The following is a 19,804-nucleotide window of genomic DNA, read 5'->3' as shown; positions in this document are numbered from 1 at the left end:
GCCGGATAACCCTGATCCGGGGTGCCTGCCGATCCGCCGTCGGGCGCTGACACAATGGCGGCATCGTGACCGAGGTGTTTCCCGCCGGAACCGACCGTTATCCGGTCGACGCGCCGGCCTCAGAGGCCCTGTTCGACCGCGCCCGCGCCATCGTGCCGGGCGGGGTGAACTCCCCCGTGCGCGCCTTCCGAGCGGTCGGCGGCACACCACGCTTCATGGTCCGTGGCGAGGGACCGTGGCTCCACGACGCGGACGGGCGACGCTACGTCGACCTGGTCTGCTCCTGGGGCCCGCTGATCCTCGGCCACGCCCATCCCGAGGTGGTCGCGGCCGTGCAGGCCGCCGCCGCGCAGGGCACCAGCTTCGGCACCCCCACCCCGGGCGAGGTCGACCTGGCCGCCGAGATCGTCGCGCGGACGCCGGTCGAGCAGGTACGCCTGGTCAACTCGGGCACCGAGGCGACCATGTCGGCGATCCGGCTGGCTCGGGGATACACCGGACGCTCCAAGATCATCAAGTTCGCCGGTTGCTACCACGGGCACGTGGACGCGCTGCTGGCTGCGGCCGGCTCCGGCGTGGCCACCCTCGGGCTGCCCGACTCGCCCGGTGTGACCGGCGCGGCGGCGAGCGAGACGATCGTGCTGCCGTACAACGACCTCGCCGCGGTGCAGGAGGCGTTCGCCGCCGAGGGCGAGCACATCGCCGCCGTGATCACCGAGGCGGCGCCGGGCAACATGGGTGTGGTGGCACCCCGGGACGACTTCAACGGCCAGTTGGCGCGGATCGCGCACGCCAACGGCGCGCTGCTCATCGTCGACGAGGTGATGACCGGGTTCCGGGTCTCCCGCTCCGGCTGGTACGGCCTCGATCCGGTCGACGCGGACCTGTGGACGTACGGCAAGGTCATGGGTGGTGGGCTGCCTGCGGCGGCGTTCGGCGGGCGCGCGGAGATCATGTCGCGACTGGCTCCGGCCGGGCCGGTCTACCAGGCCGGCACCCTCTCCGGTAACCCGCTGGCCTGCGCCGCCGGTCTCACCACGCTGCGGCTGGCCGACGACGCGCTGTACCGCCGGCTGGACGACACCGCCGCCGTGGTGGGCAAGCTCGCCGCCGACGCGCTGGCCGCCGCCGGGGTGCCGCACCGGCTGTCGTACGCCGGCAACATGTTCTCGATCTTCTTCACGGACGCCGACGTGGTGGACTACGACAGCGCCCGCACCCAGCAGGTGCCCGCGTTCAAGGCGTTCTTCCACGCGATGCTCGCGGCCGGGGTCTACCTGCCGCCGAGCGCGTTCGAGTCCTGGTTCGTGTCGGCGGCGATCGACGACGCCGCCCTGGAACAGATCGCCGCCGCCCTGCCGGTGGCGGCCAACGCGGCGGCAGCGACGACAGGGGTGTAAACCAGTGAGTAAGACGGTGGTCCACGTGCTTCGGCACGGCGAGGTGTACAACCCGGACGGCATCCTCTACGGCCGGCTGCCCGGGTTCCGCCTCAGTGAGCTGGGTGTCCAGATGGCCAAGGCCGCCGCGCAGGGGCTCGCCGAACGCGAGGTCGTGCACGTGGTGGCCAGCCCGCTGGAACGGGCCCAGCAGACCGCCGAACCGATCGCCGCCCAGTTCGGGCTCCCCGTCGGAGTCGACGAACGGCTCATCGAGAGCGCCAACTGGTTCGAGGGCAAGAAGGTCTCTCCCGGTGACGGCTCCTTCCGTGACCCGCGCAACTGGTGGGTGCTGCGCGACCCGGTGACCCCCTCCTGGGGAGAGGCGTACCGGGTGATCGCCGAGCGGATGTTCGCCGCGCTGCACGCCGCCCGGGTCGCCGCCGAGGGGCGGGAGGCCGTCCTGGTCTCGCACCAGCTCCCGATCTGGACGCTGCGTCGGCACGTCGAGCGCAAGCGGCTCTGGCACGACCCGCGACGTCGGCAGTGCGGGCTGGCCTCGCTGACCACGTTCCACTTCGACGGTGCCAAGATCGTCGGGATCGGCTACTCCGAGCCGGCCGCGCACCTGGTGGCGATCTCACCGACCGCGCGGACGGCCAAGGGGGCCTGAGATGGGTGCCCGTAGGTGGGCCCTGGGCCTGCTCGCCGCCGTGACCGCCACGGCGGTGTTGAGCGGCTGCACCAGCGGTGGCCGGGAGGCGGCCTGCGACAACACGGGCGGCATCGTGGAATGCGCCCCGGACCAACGTTCCGACGCGCCCCGTCTCGCCGGTGAGCTGCTCGACGGCGGTTCCTACGACGTGACGCAGCAGCGGGGCCAGGTCGTCGTGGTCAACTTCTGGGGCTCCTGGTGCGCGCCGTGCCGGGCCGAGGCCGACGACCTGGAGAACACCTACCAGGCGACCAAGGACTCCGGGGTGACCTTCCTCGGCATCAACGTGCAGGACAGCCGGGACAAGGCGATCGCCTTCGAGGAGGGCTTCGGGATCAGCTACCCGAGCATCTTCGACCCGGGCAGCCGCCTCGCCCTCGACCTGGACATCCCGCCGAACACCATCCCCGCGACCGTGGTCCTGGACCGGGAGGGCCGGATCGCGACCGTGATCCGGGCGGCGGTACGCCAGGAGGGCTTGCAACCCATCGTCGAGCGGATCGCCGCCGAGTCCGCCGCGGCGTCCGGCCCGCGCTGATGGGCGAGACGTTCGGTCAGCTCGCCGTCTCGGGGCCGCTGCTGCTGGCGATCGGCGCGGCGGCACTGGCCGGGCTGGTCAGCTTCCTCTCCCCGTGCGTGCTGCCGCTGATGCCGGGCTACCTGTCGTACGTGACCGGCCTGGCCGGCGCCGACCTGGAGGGCCGAGATGTAAGGAAGGGCCCCGTACTAACGCCTGGTGTAGAGGAGGGGTCCCCTCCTAACACCCCGGGCGGGGGTACGGCGCTGCGGGAGCGCACCCGGGTCAGCCCGGCGGTCAAGGGGCGCGTACTCGCCGGGACCCTGCTCTTCATCGCCGGCTTCACCGTGGTGTTCACCGCCACCGCGATCCTGTTCAGCAGCATCGGCCGGGTCTTCTTCGACTACGAGCGGGCGCTGGAGATCGTCGTCGGCGCGCTGATCGTGGTGCTCGGGCTGGGCTACCTCGGAGCGCTGCCCGGCTTCCAACGCGAGTTCCGGATCAACCGCCTGCCGAACGCCGGCCTGCTCGGCGCACCCGTCCTCGGCGCGGTGTTCGCCCTGAGCTGGGTCCCGTGCACCGGCCCGACGCTGGCCGCGGTGCTCGGCATGGCCACCACCAGCGGGCAGACCGACCGCGCGGTGGTGCTCGCGGTGGCGTACTGCCTCGGACTGGGCATACCGTTCATCGTCTTCGGGCTCGGCTTCAACCGCCTGCTCGGGGTCTTCCGCACGATCCGGCGGCACAGCCGCTGGGTCACCCGGATCGGCGGCGTACTGCTGATCCTGATCGGGCTGGCCCTGCTCACCGGCGGGTGGACCAACGTCGTGATCTGGTTGCAGACCACCGTCGGGGTGGGTGATTTCGAGGTGAGCATCTGATGACCGCGGTGGACGACCGGCCGGCCGCTCCGGCCGAGTCACCCCGGCGCCGCCCCAACGCGCTGCTCGCTCTGCTGCGCAACTCGTGGCGGCAGCTGACCAGCATGCGTACCGCGCTGGTGTTGCTCTTCCTGCTCGCGATCGCCGCCATTCCGGGTTCGGTGCTGCCGCAGCGCGGCGTCAACCCGGAGGACGTCCGGGACTTCTACACCGCGAACCCGCAGCTCGCTCCGGTGCTGGACCGGATCGGCGCGTTCGAGGCGTTCAGCTCGGTCTGGTTCTCGGCGATCTATCTGCTGCTGTTCACCTCGCTGATCGGGTGCATCACGCCCCGGCTGCGCGATCACGTCCGGGCAATGCGGGCCAGGCCGCCGGCCGTACCGAAGCGGTTGGAGCGGTTGCCCCAGCACGCGGTGGTGCCGGCGCCCGCCGGTGGCGCGGCCGCGGTCGCCGAGACCCTGCGCCGCCGCCGGTGGCGGGTGACGGTACGCGGCGACGAGATCTCCGCCGAGAAGGGCTACCTCAAGGAGACCGGCAACCTGATCTTCCACAGCGCGATGGTGCTGCTGCTGATCGGTGTCGCGCTCGGTTCCTGGTACGGCTGGCACGGCAACCGGCTGCTCGTCTCCGGCCCGGACGGTGTCTTCTGCAACACCCGCCAGCAGTACGCCGAGGCGAAACTCGGCCCGCGCGTCGGCGACGACCTGCCCCGGTTCTGCATGCAGCTCGACGAGTTCGAGGCTGAGTTCCTGCCCAGCGGCCAGCCCTCGCACTTCAACGCCAAGGTCACCGTGGACGAGGACGGCGGCGCACCCCGGGCGGCCGAGTTCTCGGTCAACTCGCCGCTGCGCCTGGACGGCGCGAACGTCTACCTGCTGGGCCACGGCTACGCTCCGGTGATCCGCTACACCGACCGGTTCGGCGGCACGCAGACCAGCGTGGTGCCGTTCCTCACCACCGGTGACATGGGTCTGACCGGCGAGGGGCTGGCGGCCTTCCCGGACGCCAACGTCGATCCGGCGACCGGCGAGCGGAACGCGAACCTCCAGATGGCCTTCTCCGGCCTGTACCTGCCGACCGCGCCGCAGGAGCCGCCGTTCACCCGCTCCGAGTACCCGACGGAGCAGAATCCGCTGCTCGGCCTGATCGCCTACCGGGGCAACCTGGGCCTCGACGGCGGCATCCCCGGCTCGGTCTACCAGCTCGACCAGCGGCAGATCCGCAACGGTCGACTCGCCGAGGTCGGCTCCAAGGAGCTGCGCAAGGGCGAGAGCTGGACGCTCGACGACGGCACCACGGTCGAGTTCGTGGGCACCGAGCGTTACATCGTGCTGTCCGTACGGCATGACCCGGGCACGATGCTGCTGCTGGTCAGCTCCGTCGGGCTGGTGCTCGGGCTGATGGGGTCGCTGTTCGTCCGGCGACGCCGGATCTTCGTCCGGGTGCTGCCCGCCGGTGCTGTGCCCACCGGTGTCGGGTCCGCCGCTTCCGGGCCCCCCGACAGTGGATCTCCGACGGACGGTAGTAGCTTGGTCGAGGTGGCTGGCCTGCCCCGGACCGAACATCCGGGGTTCGCCGCCGAGTTCAGCCAACTGGTCGCCGCGATCGGCGACGACCGGCGGACCGGCGAGGCCATCGACCCGGACGAGCGGGCCGGGGCGCGAGAAGGAGCCGAGTGATGTCCGCACTCTCCGACCAGGTGGTGTCGATCGCCACCCTGGTGTACCTGCTGGCCATGATCAGCCACGCGGTCGAGTACGCCCTCGGCAACTCGAGGGTCAAGGTGGCGGCAGCCCCGGCCCGTGAGCTGGTCGGCGCGGCGGTCGGCGGCAGTTCCGGCGCGACGGGCGCGGCGGGCAGCGGCAGCGCGACGGGGGCGGCCGAGGACGGCGGTTCGACGGGTACGGCCGACGGTGTGGCCGGGACCGGCGGCGATACGGCACGTACCCCTGCCGAGCGCACCGCGCGGCGGGCCGCACTCGCCGGGTGGATCGCGGTGGCCCTCACCGCCGTGGGCGCGGCCCTGCACCTGGTCGGGCTGGTCACCCGCGGTATCGCCGCCGAGCGGATGCCCTGGGGCAACATGTACGAGTTCGTGCTCACGGTCTCGTTCATCGGCGTCTCCGCCTGGCTGGTGGTGCTCTGGAAGGTGCCGTCGCTGCGCCGCCTCGGGCTGTTCCTGACCCTGGTCATGGTGCTGCTGGTGGCCACCGCCGAGCTGGTGCTCTACACCCCGATCGTGCCGCTGGTGCCGGCGCTCAACTCGTACTGGTTCATCGTGCACGTGTCGACCGTCGTCTTCGCCTCGGGACTGTTCCTGCTGGGCTCGGTGCCGGCCGCGACGTACCTGATGCGGGCCGGCTACGAACGCGGCAAGCGCAGTTTCCCGTACACGCTGGCGAAGAAGTTGCCGGCGGCGGCCAGTCTGGAGCGGCTTACCTTCGTTCTGCACGCCTTCGCGTTCCCGCTGTTCACCTTCGCGGTGATCGCCGGGGCGATCTGGGCCGAGGCAGCCTGGGGTCGGCCGTGGGGCTGGGATCCGAAGGAGACCTGGTCGTTCATCTCCTGGGTGATCTACGCCGGTTACCTGCACGCCCGCGCGACGCCGAGCGTGAAGCGCAACGTGGCCGCCTGGCTGGCCATCCTCGGCTTCCTGACGGTGATGATGAACCTCTTCGGCGTGAACATCTTCTTCGAGGGCCTGCACTCCTACGGTGGTCTGTGAGGACAGAACCCAGGATGTAGAACTACACTTCTTATAACTGTAGTTCTACATTTCGGGTGGACCGCTCAGATCTCGAACGGCTGCCAGTTCCTAGCGGGGCGGCTCAGGGTCTCGTCGACGCGCAACGTGATCTGGTAGGCGATCTCCGGCACGTCGGCCAGTTCGATGCGCTCGGCACGCATCGCCAACTGCGCGTGCAGCTCCCGGGCGATCGCGTCGCGGAGACTGGTGAGCAGCGGCGACAACCCGTCCGGGTCACCGACGACGTACGCGTCCGACATGCGCCAATCCTGCCGTCCCCGACGCCCGCCGCCCCAGCACCTGCGAAGTATCCCGCCCGTGCTCTGCCTCCGCCGAGGAGATCTTGGACAGTTTCCGTTATCTATGAACGGCAACTGTCCAAGGTCTCAAACGTCGACGCGTCGTGGGCTCAAGGGGCTGAGGTTTCGGGCGGACGGGGTGTGCGCGGGGCGGCCCAGCCGAGGAAGCGTTCGTGTAGCGACGCGGGCTTCGGCACGTTGTGTGGATCGAGTCGATACAGGTCGTCCACGGCGTCGTACAGCATCCCGGCCAGGTAGATCGACAGGGCGACGCGGCTCTCCCGGTAGTCGGCCAGCAGGGTGAGCCGGGCGGTCGCGCAGGGCCACGGCATACCGCAGGCCCGGCACAGCCAGAGCGGCCGGAGCGGTACGTGGACGTGCGGCACCGAACTCATCTGCGTCTCCCTTCACGGGTATCACGTGGAGGCCGGCTGCCGCGTTCCGGCTTGCCGGCGGCGGAAGCGGGGCCGTCCGTAGCAGGGCGGGATCGGGGCCGGTCCGGGTGGACGCGGGACCGGCTCCGTCGAGGACGCGGGTCCGCCGGGTCGCTCTGTGGCTTGCCGGGGCGGACGCGGGCCTCGCTCGCGGGTGGAAGCGGGGCCGTCCGTCGCCGACGTGCCGGACGGCCTCGCCTCGGTTCCGCCCGTCCTTTCGGGTCGGATCCGGACGGTTCCGATGGGGACAGTCTGGTGAGGAGGCGACTACTGTCGGAAGGCATCCGGTCGCCCTGTGCGTCGGGCGGGGTCGCCGGTGAGGGTCGTGAGGATCGCGGAACGCGCTGGTGAGGAGACGTGGGGATGGACGAGCGGTCGCGCGTATTGATCGACGAGCTGCGGCACATGCGGGCGGCGCGGAAGATGACCCAGGAGGACCTGGCCCGGGCGATCAACTATTCGCCGTCGACGGTGGCCATGGTCGAGACGGAGGCGCGCAAACCGCCGCCGGACTTCTGGGAGCTGGCGGACACCGCCCTCGACACCGGCGGCGCGTTCGCCCGAATGCTGGTCCGGCTCGGGTCGCCACAGTGGATGCGGGAGTGGGAGGCCAACGAGCGGCAGGCGACCGTGCTGCGCTCGTTCCAGAACACGGTGGTGCCGGGACTGTTGCAGACCTCGGCGTACGCCCGCGCGTTGTTCCGCAGCGTCGGGCTCTACGACGAGGCGGAGGTGGAGCAGCGGGCATCGGCCCGGCTGGAGCGGCAGGCGGTGCTGACCGGCGAGCGACCGCCGCAGCTCGTCGCGGTGCTCGACGAACACGTGCTGCGTCGCCCGGTCGGCGGCCCGCTGGTGATGCGAGAGCAGTTGCGCCGCCTGGTCAAGCTGGCCACCGAACACCCCCGGGTGCGGCTGCACGTGGTGCCCACCTCGGTCGGCGCGTATCCAGGTGTCGCCGGGGCCTTCGTGCTGGCTACCCTTCCCGGTGGGGAGGACGTCGCCTACCTGGATGACCAACTCAAGGGTCAGGTCATCGACGACACCGAGGACGTGCTGGCGATCCGGGCGTCCTGGGAGGCGATCCAGGGCGAGGCGCTGCCGCCCCGGCAGTCGATCGAGTTGTTGACGGAGGTGGCGGAGTCATGGCGGAGCTGACCGGTGCCCGGTGGCGCACCAGCACCCGGAGCAGCACCAACGGTGGTGATTGCGTCGAGGTGGCCGACAACCTGCCCGGCGTGGTCGCCGTACGCGACAGCAAGGACCGTGACGGCGAGGTGCTGATCTTCGGCCCGGCCGCCTGGCGCGCGTTCGTGGCGCTGGCCTGCCGCCACTGACCTGCCGTCCATCGCCCGTGGGGCGAATCGACCACCGGCCGCCCTCGGACATGCCGGAGAGGTCAGACCGGTTCGTCGCGGTGCCGCAGGTCGTTGCGGACGGTGGGCGGGACGCGTAGCCGCTCATCCGTGCAGAGTCGCCGCAACTCGTCCGCATTCCCGTCGGGATCGAGGGTGAGTCGGGCCAGCTCGTCGAAGAGCGCCATCCGCTCCTCGTCGATCGTCTCCTCCGGCTCCGGCATCGCACCCCACATGTCCCAGGGCAGCAGTTCCACCGTGCCCAGCGCAGCGGCGTCCCGCATCAGGTTGCCGGCGATCCACCACCAGCCGGCCTCGTCGGTCACGCTGAGCCCGAAGGTGTCCGGGTCGGCGCGGCCCGCACGGCACCGTGTCCACGCCTCACCGGCGACCAGGAACCGATCCTGCGGTACGTCCATGACGTCGAAGTCGATGTCGAACAGCTCTCGTTGGAACTCGTCGAGCTGGGCGTCGACCATGATCCAACGACGCTGCTCCGCGTTCCAGTACTCGCCGACCCAGTGGTCCTCGTACCGCCCCTGCGCCAGGTAGTCGCCGAAGCCGCAGCGGGCGCGGGCCGGCACGCCACGAGCCCGCAGCACGGTGACCAGGAGGACGCTGTAGTGCCGGCAGTTGCCCGCCACCCGGTGCTCGGGCTGCCGGGGGACGTCCAGCGGCCGGTCGTCCCGGGTCACGATGCCGGCGAGCAGTTCGGTGGCGGGCCGCACGTGCACGCTGCGCCGGTCGGTGTCGGAGAGGGCGACGCCGTACGCCCCGGCTATGTGCTCGTGGATCACCAGTCCCTGGATCGTCCGGGCGATCGCCGCCGGGTCCGTCGGCACCGCGTCGAGGAGTCCGGCGTACGCCCCGGCGGAGGTCAGCCGCCCCGGCCGCGCGTACCGGGAGAGGGTCGTCGGTTCGTGGTGCATCCGGCCTCCTGGGATGGGTGGGAGACAAGAGTGGCAAGATTCGCCGACTCGCGGTGACCCGTCACGATCCATTTTGCGATCAGCTCGAAAGGGCTCGACCAGGCAGAGGTGACCGGTCCGGGATGGGCGGGACCAGCCCCGGTCACCATCCCGAACCGGCCACGATCAGGACTGAACCTGGACGACGACCGTGACCTCGTCGTTGTCCCGGTCGTCGTCCCACCAGGAGGGGTACGGCCCGGGCATGTTTAGGCTCACCGCGCCGGCCGCACCACCCACGGAGGTGATCCGGACCCCGAAGTCGACCTGATGGGTCTCACCGGCGGCGAACACCGAGCCGGGTACCGCGCAGCGGTACCAGGAGGCACCGGGTTGCGGATCGCCGCTGTACCAGCCGTCCTCCGACTCGTAGAGCGCGACACAACGGTCGGGCACGGACTCCACGGTCACCCCGGACGGCACCCGGACGTAGAACGGTGCCACCTCGCCCGCGCCGCTGCGGAAGTCGTCGAGGTCTCCCGCGCCGTTGTTCCGGACCCCGGCGCGCAGGATGGTCGAGCCGCCGACCGGACCGACGACCGGCTCCGCCAGGGCGGCCAGGTCCAGGCTGTTCGGCACGTTGTCGACGTAGAAGGAGGCCCAGTTGTCGCTCGGATCGATCTCCTTCGTCAGGGTGCGGGCCGCTGCGGACGTGGTCCGGCTGGGCCGCAGCCTCAGCTCGGTGCCGCCCTCCCGGCGTTGGTAGCCGAGTTGCGTCGGCAGCGCCGCAGCACCGGCCAGCGGCTCGACGAACTGGTCGAGGCTCTCCCCGGCGTACGCCGAGCCGCCGATCTCGAACCCGAAGCCGCCGGACACCTCCATCGTCGCTCCCGGGCGGACCCGTGCGTTCAGGTCGCAGACGACCGAGGTGCGGTGACCGGCGAGCGGGGCGTACCAGCAGTTGGACCAGGTTGACGGCGTCAACCCCGAGGAGAGGGTGAAGGTGATCCGGACTCCTCTGCTGGTCCGGTTGCCGACGTTCGTGAGCCGGATCGGCGCGGACAACAGATCACCGACCGCAGCCGTGTCGACCCGCCCGTCGCCCAGGTTGACCAGGTCCGCGCCGTCACCGACGGACACCGTCGCCGTGGCGACGAAGGGATCGGCGTTGTCGGCCACCGCTCGGTACGACACGGTGGCGCTGTCGCCCAAGGAGGCACCGGCCAGGGGCCGGAACAACACCGGGATGCTGCCGATTTGGAGGCTTGCGTCCGGGTCGACGTCCGGTGGCAGCGGGCAGGTGACCTGGGATCCCGAAGTGGCGCACCAGGCGGGAAACTCGGCGGAAGCCACGCCGAGCAGGCCGGTCAGGTCGACGACGACCCGTGGATTCACCGCGTCCTGGGCGTACACGTAGAGCGGCTTGGCCTTGCCGGGGGCGCCGGCCGCACCGATCACGACATCGTCGAGCTGGGCCTGGAACCAACCGGACCCGGTCTCGGCCTGGGCCGGAGCACCGAGCGCCACGAGTGAGGCGGTGACCGCCAACACCACGGCGGCTCGTCCCGCACGGGCGTGCGGGCGTCGCGCAGATCGCATGTGACTCCTTGCGTGGAGGGACCCAAAAGCACACCAACGCCACCGTGGGCGGGGCCGTTCGGGAACCATGAGCTTAGATGCGCGGTACGACACACGACGCCCCGTGCGACGTGATCTCCGCCCGAGAGCCGACCTGTCCGGACCGGCCGAGGGTGGGACGTGCCACAGCACGGGCGGGTACCCGGCGTGGGCACGACGACGGCGCGTAGGACAGACTTGCTGCATGGCGGCTCGTGGGTTCCCGTACACCGATCTGAAGGACTTCCTGGCGGCGCTGGAGCGCGCGGGCGAGCTACGGCGCGTCGGCGTACCCATCGACCCGACGCTGGAGATCAGCGAGGTCGTCACGCGGACCGTGCGGGCGGACGGGCCGGCGTTGCTCTTCGAGCGGCCCACCCGGGGCGAGATGCCGGTGGCGATCAACCTCTTCGGCACCGAGAAGCGCACCGCGATGGCGCTCGGCGTCGAGTCGCTGGACGAGATCGGCAACCGGATCGGCGAGATGCTCAAGCCGGAACTGCCGATGGGCTTCTCCGGCATGATGGGCGGCCTGGGCAAGGTGATGCAGCTCAAGTCGATGCCGCCCAAAAAGGTCAAGACCGCCCCGTGTCAGCAGGTGGTCTACCGCGGTGACGACGTCGACCTGAACCGGCTGCCGGGGCTCCAGGTGTGGCCGGGCGACGGCGGGATCTTCCACAACTTCGGGCTGACCCACACCAAGCACCCGGAGACCGGCAAGCGCAACCTCGGCCTCTACCGGCTCCAGCAGCACAGCCACAACACGGTGGGCATGCACTGGCAGATCCACAAGAACTCCACCGCGCACCACGCCGTCGCCGAGCGACTCGGCCAGCGGCTGCCGGTCGCCATCGCCATCGGCTGTGACCCGGTGGTCAGCTACGCGTCCAGCGCGCCGCTCCCCGCCGACATCGACGAATACCTGTTCGCCGGGTTCCTGCGCGGCGAGCGGGTGGAGATGGTCGACTGCCTGACCGTGCCGTTGCAGGTGCCGGCGCACGCCCAGGTGGTGCTGGAGGGCTACCTGGAGCCGGGCGAGCGCCTGCCGGAGGGGCCGTTCGGCGACCACACCGGCTTCTACACCCCGGTCGAGCCGTTCCCGGTGCTGCACGTCGAGGCGATGACCATGCAGCGTGACCCGGTCTACCACACGATCGTCACCTCGAAGCCGCCGCAGGAGGACCACGGTCTCGGCAAGGCCACCGAGCGGATCTTCGCGCCGCTGTTGCGCTTCCTCATCCCGGACATCGTCGACTACGACCTGCCGGCCGCCGGGGTCTTCCACAACTGCGCGATCGTGTCGATCCGCAAGCGGTACCCGAAGCACGCCCAGAAGGTGATGAACGCGATCTGGGGCGCGCACATGATGTCGCTGACCAAGCTGATCGTGATCGTGGACGAGGACTGCGACGTGCACGACTACCGCGAGGTCGCCTTCCGCGCCTTCGGCAACGTCGACTACGCCCGCGACCTGCTGCTCACCGAGGGGCCGGTGGACCACCTGGACCACTCCTCGTACCAGCAGTTCTGGGGCGGCAAGGCGGGCATCGACGCCACCCGCAAGCTGCCCACCGAGGGCTACACCCGGGGTTGGCCGGAGGAGATGACCATGTCGCCCGAGGTCGTCTCGCTGGTCGACAAGCGTTGGAAGGAGTACGGCATCTGATGGCGACCACCGCCGTGGAGCCGGCCGAACGCCCGGGGCGCGTGAAGTCCTTCCTCAAGCTCGTGGCGATCGAGCACTCGGTGTTCGCGTTGCCGTTCGCGTACCTGTCGGCGTTGACCGCGATGCAGGTCAACGGTGGTCGGGTGCGGTGGCTCGACCTGCTGCTGATCACCGTGGCGATGGTCGGGGCACGGACGTTCGCGATGGCCGCGAACCGCATCCTGGACCGCCGGATCGACGCGCGGAACCCGCGTACCGCCAACCGGGAACTGGTCACCGGGGCGGTGAGTCTGCGGACGGCCTGGACCGGCGCGGGCGTCGCCCTGGTGGTCTTCCTGGCTGCCGCCGCCCTGCTCAACCCGCTCTGTCTGGTGCTCGCGCCGCTGGCCGTGGTGCCGTTGGTGGTCTACCCGTACGGCAAGCGGTTCACCAACTGGCCGCACGCCATCCTGGCGCTCGCCCAGGCGGTCGGCCCGATCGGCGCCTGGCTGGCGGTCACCGGCACCTTCGCCGGCTCCGGGCCGGCCTGGCTGCTCGGCGCGGCCGTCGGCCTGTGGATCGGCGGCTTCGACCTGATCTACGCCTGCCAGGACGCCGAGGTGGACCGCGAGATCGGCGTGCACAGCGTGCCGGCCCGGTACGGCCTGCGCTTCGCGCTGCACGCCTCCACGGTCTCGCACGTGGTGACGTTCGCGCTTTTCGGATGGTTCGGCGTGCTGGTCGGCTTCGGCTGGCTCTGGTGGATCGGTCTGCTGATGACCGCGGTCGCCTTCGGCTACCAGCACCTGGTGGTCACGCCGACCGACCTGAGCCGGGTCAACCGGGCCTTCTTCACCGCCAACGGTTTCGTCGGCATCGCCCTGTTCGCCTTCGCCGTGCTCGACCTGGTCGTCCGGCTCGGCCTGCGTCCCTGACCCCGGCCGCGCGCCCCGTCGCACTGCCGTGCGTGGGTGCCGGCTGGGCTCGGGTGGGGGTTCGGGGTGTTAGGAAGGGACCCTTCATCTACCGGAGGCGTTAGTAAGGGGCCCTTCCTTACCCGCGTAGCGGGTGCTCTCCAGCGTCCAGTCGATGGTGCCGCGCACGGCCCGCGACACCCCGTCGAGATGGGCGGTGACGGCCTCGTCCAGCGCCGGACCGAACGACTGCACCCGGGATCGCTGGTCGACGAACTCCCGCATCGTCTCGTGCCAGCGCCGGGTCACCGACTCGATCGCGGCCTCCCGGGACAGCCGGTGTTCGGCGGCGGTCGCCAGCACCAGGTTGTGCCCACCGGCCGTGGCCTCGTCGCGCTCCAGCGAGGCGAGGTCGTTGTACCAGGACAGCAGGTCGTTGCCGAGGTCCCGGAACCGGCTCAGCGCCGGGTGGTGGTAGACCGCGTCGGGCAGGGGCCGACCGGTGACGAACTCCACCAGCGGATACGACACGTACGCGGCCGAGGTGGCGCGGCGCAGCTCGACGTACTCGGCGACGCCGGGCCGGTGACCGTCGGCCTTGTTGGCCGCCTCCTGCCAGGTCCCGTCGAGGTGGTGGGCGACCGCGTCGGCGAATCGTGCCCGCCAGGGGGCCGGCATTCGGCGGCGCGGCTCCCGCCAGGCGGTCACCAGCAGCCGGCGCATCGGCCCGGCCAACCCGGTCTGCGGTGACCGGGTCTGCCCGCGCAGCACCGCGAGTACGCCGTCGCGCAGCCCACGGATCTCGGCGAGGGTGAACCGGTCGGGCTTGTCGCAGGCGTCGTCGACCAGGAAGAACCAGGTGAACAGCGCGGTGAGTACGCGCAGGTCGGGCTCGTCGGCGTCCGGATAGAGCCGGCCGGCGTAGCGGGCGAAGCGGGCCCCGGCCAGCAGCCTGGCGGTTGTCGGGTCCACCGTCAGCCCGGTCTGCGGCAACCAGTGGATCAACCACTCCTGCACGTCGTCGGAGTACGGCGACAGCCGGGACGGGATCGGACAGGCGTCCCGCAGTGAGGGCAGGACGTACCGACTCATCCCGATCCCTCCCCCTGAGGTGCCGTACCGCGTGCGGCACCAGGCAGCATGCCAGGTCGCGATGGCCCCCGCACGCCGATCGGACATCGGTGGCGTAACGCCTCTCTGCTGCCGGATCAGGGCAGGTCCTGGGGGTGCCGCACCGGCGTCGACGGTGACCAGGCAGGCTTGAGGGATGCGTAAACCATGGGTGGTCGGCGTCTCCGGGGCCTCCGGCACGCCGTACGCGGCCGCAGTCGTCCGCGGGCTGCTCGACGCCGGGGAGTCGGTGGACCTGATCGTCTCCCGGGCCGCCCGACTGACCGTGCTGGACGAGACCGGCAGATCGTTCCGGGACGCCCACTGGGCCGACGACCTGGGCGCCTGGCTCGGTCGCGACCTGGATGGCGCGGACGTTCGGCACTGGCCGGCCGGTGACCTGGCGGCCGGGCCGAGCAGCGGCTCGTACCCGGTGCGTGGCATGGCCGTGGTGCCCGCCAGCACGGCCGCCTGCGCCGGCATCGCCATCGGGCTGTCCAAGGACCTGTTGCAGCGCGCCGCCGAGGTCAACCTCAAGGAGCGTCGACGGGTCGTGGTGGTGCCCCGGGAGACCCCGGTGACCCGTAGCCACCTGGAACACCTGATCGCGTTGCACGACGCCGGTGCGGTGGTGCTGCCGGCCAGCCCCGGCTTCTACGGTGCGGGAGCCGCCGCCTCGGCGGCCCAGCTCGTGGACTTCGTGGCCGGGAAGGTGCTCGACGCCCTCGGCGTACCGCACACCCTGTTCCGCAGGTGGGCGGGGAAGTTGAACGCGGACCGGACCTGACGACCGGTCCGCGTCCTGACCCGCACCACTCAGTACATGCCGGCGTTGGCCGGACCTGAGCCGGTCGAGGCGGCTGGGCCGTTGTTGCGTGGTCTGCCCATCTCGTCCGCCTCTTCCAGCATGCCCTCCCCTTCAAGCAGGGCCCGCACCTCGGATTCCCGAAACCGGCGGTGCCCTCCTGGAGTCCGGATACTGCCGATCCGGCCCGCTGCCGCCCATCGCGTCACGGTCTTCGGGTCTACCCGAAACAGCGCGGCGACCTCACCCGGTGTCAGCAGGCGATCTCCAGTGTCCACAGCCCCCTCCTCGCGTCGACGAAGCCCCCGGCTGAACACACTGCCCCCGGCCGGTGCGAGCCCAGAGCCGTCATGAGGGACGTATGGCAATTACAGCACCAGCGAACTGGCCTGTCCGCCAAACGCGAAAAACGCACTGAGTGAGAAGTTAGTAAATGCTACCGGCGGCACGCCCTTCGGACCCTGGGTATGCGAACTGTCACCCACTGCCATGCCCAACGGATACCGGCGTCCCGGTGTCACCCGTCGCCGACTAGGGTCTACAGTCCGTGGACGCCATCGACCGCAGCCTCGTGGACCTGCTCCGGAGCAACGCCCGCCTGTCGTACGCCGAACTGGCCCGCCAGGTCGGTCTATCCGCGCCGGCAGTGCACGAACGCGTCGGAAAGCTGGAGTCCGGCGGGGTCATCCGGGCGTACCGGGCCGACGTCGAGCCGGAGGCCGTCGGGCTGGGCGTCACCGCCCTGATCGGCATCGTCGAGGACTCCGGCGCGGACACCGACGACGTGCTGGAGGCGTTCCGGGCGATACCGGAGATCGAGTCCTGCTACTTCATGGCCGGAGTCGAGTCCTTCCTGCTCAAGGCGCGGGTGAGCACCATCGCCGAGCTGGAGCGGCTGATCGTACGGCTGAACCGGACACCCGGCGTGGCCTCCACCCGGACCGGCATCGCCCTGTCGACCAAGTGGGAGAACCGGCCCCAGCCGGTGGCACAGACCTCGTCCTGAGCGGCTTGCTACCTTTCCGAGCGTGACTCATCTCGACCGGTGCGACGAGGCAAGCCGGCGGTGGGTGACCGAGGCGATCGCCGCCGTCGAGGCGGACGCCAACCGGTCCGCCGACACCCACCTGCTGCCCTTCCCACTGCCCAGGTCGTGGGGGATCGACCTCTATCTCAAGGACGAGTCGGTGCACCCGACCGGCTCGCTCAAGCACCGGCTGGCCCGCTCGCTGTTCCTGTACGGCCTCTGCAACGGCCGGATCGGGCCGGAGACCACGATCGTCGAGGCGTCGTCGGGCTCCACGGCGGTCTCCGAGGCATACTTCGCGCGGATGCTGGGGTTGCCGTTCATCGCGGTGATGCCCGCCTCGACGTCGCCGGAGAAGATCGCCCAGATCGAGTTCCAGGGCGGCCGGTGCCACCTGGTGCAGGATCCGGCCAAGGTGGTCATCGAGGCGCGCTGGCTCGCCGAGGACTCCGCCGGGCATTTCATGGACCAGTTCACCTACGCCGAACGGGCCACCGACTGGCGGGGCAACAACAACATCGCCGAGTCGATCTACGCGCAGCTCGCTCTGGAACGCCATCCCGTACCCGCCTGGGTGGTGGTCGGCGCCGGCACCGGCGGCACCAGCGCCACCATCGGCCGGTACGCCCGCTACCGGCGGCTGCCCACCAAGCTCTGCGTGGTGGACCCGGAGAACTCCGCGTTCTATCCCGCCTGGCAGGCGGCCGACTGGTCGGTCCGCACCGGCCGGGGCTCCCGCATCGAGGGGATCGGTCGGCCGACCGTGGAGGCGTCGTTCCTGCCCGCCGTGGTGGACCGGATGGTGCAGGTGCCGGACGCCGCCTCCCTGGCCGCCATGCGGGCCGGGTCGGCCGTCCTCGGCCGACGGGTGGGCGGGTCGACCGGCACCAACCTGTGGGGCGCCTTCGGGCTGATCGCGGAGATGCGCGCCGCCGGGCGCACCGGCTCGGTGGTCACCCTGATCTGCGACGCCGGTGACCGGTACGCCGACACGTACTACGCCGACGAGTGGGTGGCCGGGCAGGGCCTCGACCTGGCCCCGCACCTGGCGACCGTGGAACGCTTCCTGGCCGACGGTTCCTGGCCGGGCTGAGTCGGCGGTGACTCAGCGGGGCGTGCCGCGCTCCGCCAGACCGGGGTAGTGCTGCACGTAGCCGTCCTGGTCGACGTCCACCTCGGCGCTGAAGCCGTCGCTGGCGTACCGGAACCGGTGCGGGCCCAGCCCGGTGTAGACCTGCTCGGCGGGGAGCACGGTCAGACTCGGCAGCAACACCCAGGCCACGTCGATCCGGTGCGTGGTGTCGGCGGGCGCGGTGGTCAGCCCGAGCCGCCGCACCGGCAGCGTGTTGAACAGCGGCGAGCCGCCCAGGTCGACGTCGAGAGTGTCGGCCAGGCGGTCGGGGTCCTCCAGGCCGGGCAGCCCGGCCGGGGGCCGTCCGGCGGCGGAGAGGACCGCGTCCAGGTCACCCTGCTCGGCGGCGGTCACCCGCCACCGTCCGGTTGCTCGTTCCAGGCGTACGCTCCGCCGCCACCCGGCACCCTCGACCTCGACCTCCAGGCGGACACTGACCCACTCGGAGTCGGTGGCCACCTGGTAGCGGCAGGTGTAGGGCACCGGGTCGGCGGCGATCTGGGTGCCGTACGCGGTCAGCCCGGAGCTGTCGTCGACCACGGCGTGTTCGGCACCGGCCGTGTCGGACCGGGTCCACAGCAGCGACTTCCGCGTGGTCGACATGTTGCGGACGTTACGCCACCGCGTCCGGCCCGGCAGGCCATGCGCCGAAGGAGGATCAGTAGGTGTGCGCCCGGGGACGCCCGACCGACCCGCGCCGGTCCTCGCCCCGCACCTCGGAGCGCCCACCCCGGTCGGCGCCGAACCGGCGCTCCCCACGGGGCTGGTCGCCGTAGGCGCGGTCACCGAAGCGGCGCTCGCCGCGTGGCTGGTCGCCGTAGGCGCGGTCACCGAACCGGCGTTCCCCGGCCGGGCGGTCGCCGAAGCGACGGTCACTGCCGGGACGGTCGCCGAAGCGACGGGGGCCGCCGGTCGGACGACCGGATCGACGTGGCTCCTCCCGCTCCTCGCGTACCGGCACCCCGCTCGGCTCGCGGGCTCCGGTCAGCTCGGCCAGGGCGGCGTCACCGACGCGTACCCGGGTCTGCTCCGGCTCGACACCGGCCTTCTTTATCATCGCCAGGGTGGTGCGGCGCTGCTTCGGCAGCACCAGGGTCGCCACCGCGCCCGTCTCGCCGGCCCGCGCGGTGCGCCCGGCCCGGTGCAGGTAGTCCTTCGGGTCCTTCGGCGGGTCGACGTGCAACACCAGCGAGACACCGTCCACGTGGATGCCCCGGGCCGCCACGTCGGTCGCCACCAACACGTTGGTCCGGCCCTCGCGGAACTCGGCCAGGGTGCGGGTACGCATCCGCTGGGTCTTGCCGCCGTGCAGCCCACCCGCGCGTACGCCGACCGCCGCGAGCTGCGTGACCAGCCGGTCCACGCCGAGCTGCGTACGGGCGAAGACGATGGTCCGACCGGACCGCGCCGCGATCGACGCGGTCACCGGGAACTTGTCCTGCGGCGGGATCAGCAGCATGTGGTGGTCCATGGTGGAGACCGCAGCGGTCGCAGGCGCGGTGGAGTGGGTCACCGGGTCGGTCATGAACCGCTTGACCAACGTGTCCACGTCGGTGTCCAGAGTGGCCGAGAAGAGCAGTCGCTGCGCGTTCGCAGGCGTCTTCGCCAGCAGCTCGGTGACCTCGGGGAGGAAGCCCATGTCGGCCATCTGGTCCGCTTCGTCGAGCACGGTGACCTCGACGTCGTCGAGGCGGCAGACGCCACGGTCGATCAGGTCGGCGAGTCGGCCCGGGGTGGCCACCACCACCTCGACGCCCCGGCGCAGGGCGTCGATCTGACGGTCGTAGGGCACTCCGCCGACGGCGGTCTTCAGGAAGACGCCGATCGACTTGCCCAGCGGCAGGAGTGCGTCGTTGACCTGCATGGCGAGTTCCCGGGTGGGCACCAGGACGAGGGCACGCGGGCGCATCGGGCGAGCCCGGCCCCCCTCGGCCACCCGGGCCAGCAGCGGCAGCCCGAACGCGAGCGTCTTGCCCGAGCCGGTCTGTCCCCGGCCGAGCACGTCGCGCCCGGCGAGGGCGTCCGGCACGGTCGCGCGCTGGATCTCGAAGGGTGTGGTGATGCCCTGCCGGGCGAGGGCGCGCACGAGCGGCTGGGGCAGCCCCAGTGCGCCGAAGTCGATCGACTGGTCAGGGCCGGCGGCGTCGGCCGGCAGATCGGTGGGAACGTCGGAGGCGGACAGGGGCATGCCAGAGGCAGCGGAGGTGGTCAAGAAATGCCTTTCGAGCGGGGCGCACCTTCGCGATGTCCCGCCACGGCACTGCGCCGCCGGATCCGTCCGCAAGAACGCCCATGGGCGCGCGGTCGCGCGCCAGGTCAGTGA

General features: G+C 71.1%; 21 protein-coding genes. 13 read left to right on the top strand and 8 right to left on the bottom strand.

All coding sequences use genetic code 11. The features are described from left to right. Positions 1–65 precede the first annotated feature (65 nt). Genes hemL through ccsB form a run of 6 tightly spaced genes read left to right on the top strand, consistent with a single transcriptional unit; the run spans position 66 to position 6,217 of the window. On the top strand, positions 66–1,400 hold the full coding sequence (hemL, locus tag ACZ31C_RS02785) for a glutamate-1-semialdehyde 2,1-aminomutase (RefSeq protein ID WP_396741224.1): 1,335 nt from the start codon (positions 66–68) through the stop codon (positions 1,398–1,400). A 4-nt stretch (positions 1,401–1,404) separates the two neighbouring features. After that, on the top strand, positions 1,405–2,052 hold the full coding sequence (locus tag ACZ31C_RS02780; protein WP_131053678.1) for a histidine phosphatase family protein: 648 nt from the start codon (positions 1,405–1,407) through the stop codon (positions 2,050–2,052). 1 nt (position 2,053) lies between these two features. Further along, positions 2,054–2,632: a TlpA family protein disulfide reductase gene (locus tag ACZ31C_RS02775; protein WP_465793911.1), complete on the top strand. Its 579-nt coding sequence runs from the start codon at positions 2,054–2,056 to the stop codon at positions 2,630–2,632. Continuing rightward, positions 2,632–3,492, top strand: coding sequence for a cytochrome c biogenesis CcdA family protein (locus ACZ31C_RS02770; protein ID WP_465793910.1), 861 nt, complete (start codon positions 2,632–2,634; stop codon positions 3,490–3,492). The genes ACZ31C_RS02775 and ACZ31C_RS02770 overlap by 1 nt, the downstream gene beginning before the upstream one ends. Further along, the gene (gene resB, locus ACZ31C_RS02765; RefSeq protein WP_465793909.1) at positions 3,492–5,171 is read left to right on the top strand and encodes a cytochrome c biogenesis protein ResB; all 1,680 of its coding nucleotides are present in this window, start codon (positions 3,492–3,494) and stop codon (positions 5,169–5,171) included. Before ACZ31C_RS02770 ends, resB begins: the two co-directional genes overlap by 1 nt. Beyond that, positions 5,171–6,217 carry a c-type cytochrome biogenesis protein CcsB gene (gene ccsB, locus ACZ31C_RS02760; RefSeq protein ID WP_465793908.1) on the top strand — a complete coding sequence of 349 codons (1,047 nt, stop codon included), beginning with the start codon at positions 5,171–5,173 and terminating at the stop codon, positions 6,215–6,217. The genes resB and ccsB overlap by 1 nt, the downstream gene beginning before the upstream one ends. Before the next feature lie 65 nt (positions 6,218–6,282). Here the strand turns inward: ccsB and ACZ31C_RS02755 are convergent, their stop codons facing one another. Next, positions 6,283–6,498 carry a hypothetical protein gene (locus ACZ31C_RS02755; RefSeq protein WP_396741215.1) on the bottom strand — a complete coding sequence of 72 codons (216 nt, stop codon included), beginning with the start codon at positions 6,496–6,498 and terminating at the stop codon, positions 6,283–6,285. A gap of 149 nt (positions 6,499–6,647) precedes the next feature. Continuing rightward, complete coding sequence (locus ACZ31C_RS02750) at positions 6,648–6,932, bottom strand: hypothetical protein (protein WP_465793907.1); 285 nt, start codon at positions 6,930–6,932, stop codon at positions 6,648–6,650. 402 nt (positions 6,933–7,334) lie between these two features. Here ACZ31C_RS02750 and ACZ31C_RS02745 point away from each other — a divergent pair, with 402 nt between their 5' ends. Then, a complete protein-coding gene (locus ACZ31C_RS02745) occupies positions 7,335–8,126 on the top strand; it encodes a helix-turn-helix domain-containing protein (protein ID WP_465793906.1) in 792 nt (263 codons plus the stop codon). Further along, the gene (locus tag ACZ31C_RS02740; RefSeq protein ID WP_465793905.1) at positions 8,114–8,305 is read left to right on the top strand and encodes a DUF397 domain-containing protein; all 192 of its coding nucleotides are present in this window, start codon (positions 8,114–8,116) and stop codon (positions 8,303–8,305) included. Before ACZ31C_RS02745 ends, ACZ31C_RS02740 begins: the two co-directional genes overlap by 13 nt. Before the next feature lie 62 nt (positions 8,306–8,367). Here ACZ31C_RS02740 and ACZ31C_RS02735 read toward each other — a convergent pair whose 3' ends face one another. Continuing rightward, positions 8,368–9,252: a transglutaminase-like domain-containing protein gene (locus ACZ31C_RS02735; protein WP_465793904.1), complete on the bottom strand. Its 885-nt coding sequence runs from the start codon at positions 9,250–9,252 to the stop codon at positions 8,368–8,370. 165 nt (positions 9,253–9,417) lie between these two features. Then, the gene (locus tag ACZ31C_RS02730) at positions 9,418–10,830 is read right to left on the bottom strand and encodes a COG1361 family protein (RefSeq protein WP_465793903.1); all 1,413 of its coding nucleotides are present in this window, start codon (positions 10,828–10,830) and stop codon (positions 9,418–9,420) included. 223 nt (positions 10,831–11,053) lie between these two features. Between ACZ31C_RS02730 and ACZ31C_RS02725 the strand changes: the two genes are divergently transcribed. Beyond that, complete coding sequence (locus tag ACZ31C_RS02725; RefSeq protein ID WP_396741206.1) at positions 11,054–12,514, top strand: menaquinone biosynthesis decarboxylase; 1,461 nt, start codon at positions 11,054–11,056, stop codon at positions 12,512–12,514. Continuing rightward, positions 12,514–13,428 (top strand): menaquinone biosynthesis prenyltransferase MqnP, encoded by a 915-nt coding sequence (gene mqnP, locus ACZ31C_RS02720; protein WP_465793902.1) that lies wholly within the window; start codon positions 12,514–12,516, stop codon positions 13,426–13,428. The genes ACZ31C_RS02725 and mqnP overlap by 1 nt, the downstream gene beginning before the upstream one ends. Before the next feature lie 84 nt (positions 13,429–13,512). On the opposite strand, the gene ACZ31C_RS02715 is transcribed toward mqnP, so the two are convergent. Beyond that, entirely contained in the window at positions 13,513–14,499 is a 987-nt protein-coding gene (locus tag ACZ31C_RS02715; protein ID WP_465793901.1) for a terpene synthase family protein, read from the bottom strand. A 175-nt stretch (positions 14,500–14,674) separates the two neighbouring features. Here ACZ31C_RS02715 and ACZ31C_RS02710 point away from each other — a divergent pair, with 175 nt between their 5' ends. Continuing rightward, on the top strand, positions 14,675–15,304 hold the full coding sequence (locus ACZ31C_RS02710) for a UbiX family flavin prenyltransferase (RefSeq protein ID WP_465793900.1): 630 nt from the start codon (positions 14,675–14,677) through the stop codon (positions 15,302–15,304). Positions 15,305–15,333: 29 nt separating this feature from the next. Here ACZ31C_RS02710 and ACZ31C_RS02705 read toward each other — a convergent pair whose 3' ends face one another. After that, complete coding sequence (locus ACZ31C_RS02705) at positions 15,334–15,600, bottom strand: BldC family transcriptional regulator (protein WP_350697461.1); 267 nt, start codon at positions 15,598–15,600, stop codon at positions 15,334–15,336. 269 nt (positions 15,601–15,869) lie between these two features. Between ACZ31C_RS02705 and ACZ31C_RS02700 the strand changes: the two genes are divergently transcribed. Beyond that, a complete protein-coding gene (locus ACZ31C_RS02700; RefSeq protein ID WP_396741198.1) occupies positions 15,870–16,328 on the top strand; it encodes an Lrp/AsnC family transcriptional regulator in 459 nt (152 codons plus the stop codon). A 22-nt stretch (positions 16,329–16,350) separates the two neighbouring features. After that, entirely contained in the window at positions 16,351–17,442 is a 1,092-nt protein-coding gene (gene cds1, locus ACZ31C_RS02695; RefSeq protein ID WP_350697459.1) for an L-cysteine desulfhydrase Cds1, read from the top strand. 12 nt (positions 17,443–17,454) lie between these two features. Here the strand turns inward: cds1 and ACZ31C_RS02690 are convergent, their stop codons facing one another. Further along, positions 17,455–18,084, bottom strand: a complete 630-nt coding sequence (locus tag ACZ31C_RS02690; RefSeq protein WP_465793899.1) for a putative glycolipid-binding domain-containing protein — start codon at positions 18,082–18,084, stop codon at positions 17,455–17,457. Between the two features lie 55 nt (positions 18,085–18,139). Beyond that, positions 18,140–19,693: a DEAD/DEAH box helicase gene (locus ACZ31C_RS02685; protein WP_465793898.1), complete on the bottom strand. Its 1,554-nt coding sequence runs from the start codon at positions 19,691–19,693 to the stop codon at positions 18,140–18,142. Positions 19,694–19,804 lie beyond the last annotated feature (111 nt).

It is taken from the genome of Micromonospora sp. NPDC023869, from assembly GCF_055559695.1.
This window is presented reverse-complemented; position numbering and strand designations above follow the sequence as displayed.